This is a genomic window from Bacillus sp. MBGLi79, assembly GCF_002953915.1.
In genome coordinates this window covers 3,881,337-3,885,538 of the sequence record NZ_CP026521.1, presented here as the reverse complement: position 1 = coordinate 3,885,538, position 4,202 = coordinate 3,881,337, and the positions used below count along the sequence as shown (strand labels likewise).

Genomic DNA, 4,202 nt, shown 5'->3' with positions numbered 1-4,202 from the left:
GATTTCGAGCCGGATGTCGGTCCGAGCGCAGTAGCTCCGCAGTATTTTGTTTCGCTTCTTCGAAAAATTCCGCCGCGGCTTTATTCGATCGCATCAAGCTTCGCTGCAAATCCGGATGAGGTGCATTTGACGATCGGCGCTGTCCGCTACAATACGCACGGCAGAGACCGAAAAGGGGTCTGCTCGGTTTTATGTGCTGAACGCCTTCAGCCTGGCGACACGCTGCCTGTTTTTATTCAGCCGAATAAAAACTTTAAGCTGCCGGAAAATCCGGAGGCTCCGATTATCATGGTCGGTCCGGGCACAGGTGTTGCGCCGTTTAGGTCATTTATGCAGGAGCGCGAAGAAACCGGAGCACCGGGGAAATCGTGGATGTTCTTCGGCGACCAGCACTTCGTCACCGATTTCTTATATCAGACAGAATGGCAAAAGTGGCTGAGTGACGGCGTGCTGACAAAAATGGATGTCGCGTTCTCGCGGGATACGGAAGAAAAAGTATATGTACAGCACCGCATGCTTGAGCACAGCAAAGAACTGTTTGAGTGGCTTGAAGAAGGAGCGGCTTTCTACGTTTGCGGCGACAAGAACAACATGGCCAAAGATGTTCAGAACGCATTGCTTGAAATTATCGAAAAAGAAGGCGGCAAAAGCCGCGAGGAAGCTGAAGCCTATCTGGCAGAAATGAAAAAGCAAAAACGTTATCAGCGCGATGTATACTGATTTTGATTGAAAGGGGACTTTTTCAACATGGGGAACGAAATATTAAAAGCGCCTGAAGGCCCGCCGAGTGATGTAGAACGCATTAAGAAAGAAAGCAACTATTTGCGCGGCACCCTGAAGGAATCGATGCTTGAGCCGCTTTCAGCCGGAATTTCCGATGACGACAACCGTCTGATGAAGCATCATGGCAGCTATTTGCAGGATGACCGCGATCTCCGCAATGAGCGTCAAAAGCAAAAGCTTGAGCCGGCGTATCAGTTCATGCTGCGCGTCCGGATGCCGGGCGGTGTCGCAACGCCTGAGCAGTGGCTTGTCATGGATGAGCTTGCCCGGAAATACGGAAATGGCACATTGAAGCTGACAACCCGGGAAACCTTCCAAATGCACGGCATTTTAAAATGGAACATGAAAAAAACGATTCAATCGATCCATTCAGCCATGCTGGATACGATTGCAGCATGCGGGGATGTTAACCGGAACGTCATGTGCGCTTCCAATCCGTATCAATCAGAAATCCACAGAGAAGTGTATGAATGGTCGAAAAAGCTGAGTGATGACCTCCTGCCGCGCACACGTGCGTATCATGAAATCTGGCTTGATGAAGAAAAAGTGGCCGGCACGCCTGATGCGGAAGAAGTCGAACCGATGTACGGACCGCTGTATCTGCCGCGGAAATTTAAAATCGGCATCGCCGTTCCGCCGTCAAATGATATCGACGTATTTTCCCAGGATCTTGGGTTTATCGCGATTGTAGAGGATGACAAACTCATCGGCTTCAACGTCGCGATCGGCGGCGGTATGGGCATGACCCACGGGGACAAAGCAACGTATCCGCAGCTTGCCAAAGTCATTGGCTTCTGTAAGCCTGATCAGTTATATGATGTCGCCGAAAAAACGATTACGATTCAGCGGGACTACGGAAACCGCTCGGTTCGCAAAAATGCCCGCTTCAAGTACACAATTGACCGCCTCGGCTTGGAAACGGTCAAAAACGAGCTGGAAAACCGCCTCGGCTGGAGCCTCGCTGAAGCAAAGCCGTATCATTTCGAGCATAACGGCGACCGCTACGGCTGGGTAAAGGGTGTAAACGGAAGATGGCACTTTACAATGTTTGTTGAGGGCGGCCGCGTCACTGATTATGATGATTACAAGCTGATGACCGGCTTAAGGGAGATCGCCAAAGTTCATACCGGCGATATCCGCCTCACAGCCAATCAAAACTTGATCATTGCCAATGTCACAAGCCAAAAGAAGAAAAAGATCAGCGAACTGATCGAACAGTTTGGTTTGACTGACGGCAGGCATTATACAGCGCTCCGCCGCAGCTCGATCGCATGCGTCGCACTGCCGACGTGCGGATTGGCGATGGCCGAAGCGGAACGATATTTGCCAAAGCTGATTGACAAAATTGATGAAATCATTGAAGAAAACGGCTTGAAGAATGAAGAGATTACCATCCGCATGACGGGATGCCCGAACGGCTGCGCCCGCCATGCGCTCGGCGAAATCGGCTTCATCGGAAAAGCCCCTGGCAAGTACAACATGTACCTCGGCGCCGCTTTTGACGGCAGCCGTCTAAGTAAAATGTACCGGGAAAACATCGGTGAAGAAGAAATTTTAAAAGAACTTCGCGACATTCTTCCGCGCTATGCGAAAGAACGCAATGAAGGAGAACATTTCGGGGATTTCGTCATCCGCGCCGGAATTGTTAAAGAAACGACGGACGGAACGAATTTCCATGACTGATGATCATTTTGAAAAAACGCCTCAGCCCTTTGATCGGTGCTGAGGCGTTTTCTGTTTACGAAAATGATCGAACCGTTTCCGACTCGATGATCATTTTCATAAACTCGGCAGCCGCCGGTGTTGCTTCTTCAAATGAGGGTGTAATCATGCCGACCTCGCGGATAATTTGAGGAGAGATGTCTTTTTTGATCAACCGATGGGATACGGAGGAAAGCGAAAAGTTAGAAATCAAGCCGATCCCCAAGTTGTTATTGACCATATTGACCAATGTTTCCGCGTTTTGCACAGTCAGATTTTCTTTTAATTCGAGGCGGTGTTTTTGAAAGATTTGAGATACCGCGACTTCGTGCCCGCCCTTGCAAAAGATCAATTCATTTTGATGTTTTTTCAGATCAATGAAAGGTGCGTCTTTTAAGTGATGATATTGCTCAGGGATGACGGCCGCCATCCGGTCTTGAAACAATACTTGACTTTCGAAACCGTCAAAGGGAGAGGCGACGATGCCTAAATCAACCAGGCGTGTTTCGACCCATTGCTTGATTTGGTCGGAGGTTCCTTCGACCAGCTCGATTTGTACGAGCGGATACTTTGACCTGAAGGAGGCGATAGCCTGCGGCAAAATATTCGCTGAGACGGCGGGGAACGAGCCAACTTTGACTTTCCCCCTGAGCAGATGATTTTCTTGATCGGCCACCTGGTATATTTTGTTTTCAATCACAATCATCTGTCTGGCCAGTACGGCGATTTCCATTCCCGCGTCAGTAAGCTTTAACTTGTTCTGTTTATCCCGAATCAACAATTTGACCCCGAGCGACGTTTCCATGGTTTTTATGGCTTTGCTCACGGCCGGCTGTGAAATATACAGCTCGTTGGCGGCTTCTGTCATATTTAGTGTCTCCGCGACTTTCACAAAGATGTGAAGGCTGTTCATGTTCATAACCAAATGGTTATACCTCCGATAATAAAAATGTATTTCAGTTATCATCCAATATAGCATATGCTGTACATGAAACAAAGAAGAAAGGTGACGGTTTATGTTTAAAGTACTGTTGGGGATCATCTCTGTAACACTTATTTGGGGGTATACCTGGGTGACGATGAAAATCGCAATCACTGACATTCCCCCTGTTTTATTTTCGGCACTGCGGCTGTTCATTGGAGCCGTTCCTTTGTTTGTAATTCTCTTGATCAAAGGAAGGAAGCGTTCAATAGGAAAGGAGAATATCAAGCATTATCTGGTGATGAGTTTATTGATGGGTTTAGGTTATATGGGGGTGTTAACTTACGGCATGCAGTTTGTCGATTCGGGAAAAACGTCTGTATTGGTGTATACCATGCCGATTTTTGTCACTGTCATCAGTCATTTTAAATTAAACGAGAAAATCAATGTGTATAAAATGCTCGGTTTATTTTCCGGGTTGATCGGTCTTTTGTTTATATTAGGAGGAGGGATTCTGCATGTTGATCAAAATGTCATATTTGGAGAGCTTTGTGTTTTAATCGCAGCGCTCAGCTGGGGCATCGCCAATGTATACAGCAAACTGAAATTTAAAGATACAGATATGATTCATATGAATGCATGGCAGCTTCTCACAGGGGCGGTGATGTTATTGATCTTCTCTTTTATACTGGAACCGTCCCGGCCGATTCACTGGTCAAATGAAGCGATCTTATCTCTTTTATTTAACGGTTTATTCTCTACTGCTTTGACGTTCGTCATTTGGGTTTGGATCCTG

4 protein-coding genes are annotated in these 4,202 nt (G+C 47.4%); 3 read left to right on the top strand and 1 reads right to left on the bottom strand.

Features of this window, described 5'->3' with window-relative positions; translation table 11 throughout:
- A partial coding sequence (locus C1T29_RS24915; RefSeq protein WP_369122218.1) for a diflavin oxidoreductase occupies positions 1-720 on the top strand: 720 nt, incomplete at its 5' end.
- Between the two features lie 27 nt (positions 721-747).
- Positions 748-2,466, top strand: coding sequence for an assimilatory sulfite reductase (NADPH) hemoprotein subunit (cysI, locus tag C1T29_RS19840; RefSeq protein ID WP_020450993.1), 1,719 nt, complete (start codon positions 748-750; stop codon positions 2,464-2,466).
- Between the two features lie 55 nt (positions 2,467-2,521).
- Here the strand turns inward: cysI and C1T29_RS19835 are convergent, their stop codons facing one another.
- Positions 2,522-3,409 (bottom strand): LysR family transcriptional regulator, encoded by an 888-nt coding sequence (locus C1T29_RS19835; RefSeq protein ID WP_023856699.1) that lies wholly within the window; start codon positions 3,407-3,409, stop codon positions 2,522-2,524.
- A 91-nt stretch (positions 3,410-3,500) separates the two neighbouring features.
- Here C1T29_RS19835 and C1T29_RS19830 point away from each other — a divergent pair.
- Positions 3,501-4,202 (top strand): DMT family transporter (locus C1T29_RS19830; RefSeq protein WP_208945538.1); only part of this gene is annotated, 702 nt, incomplete at its 3' end.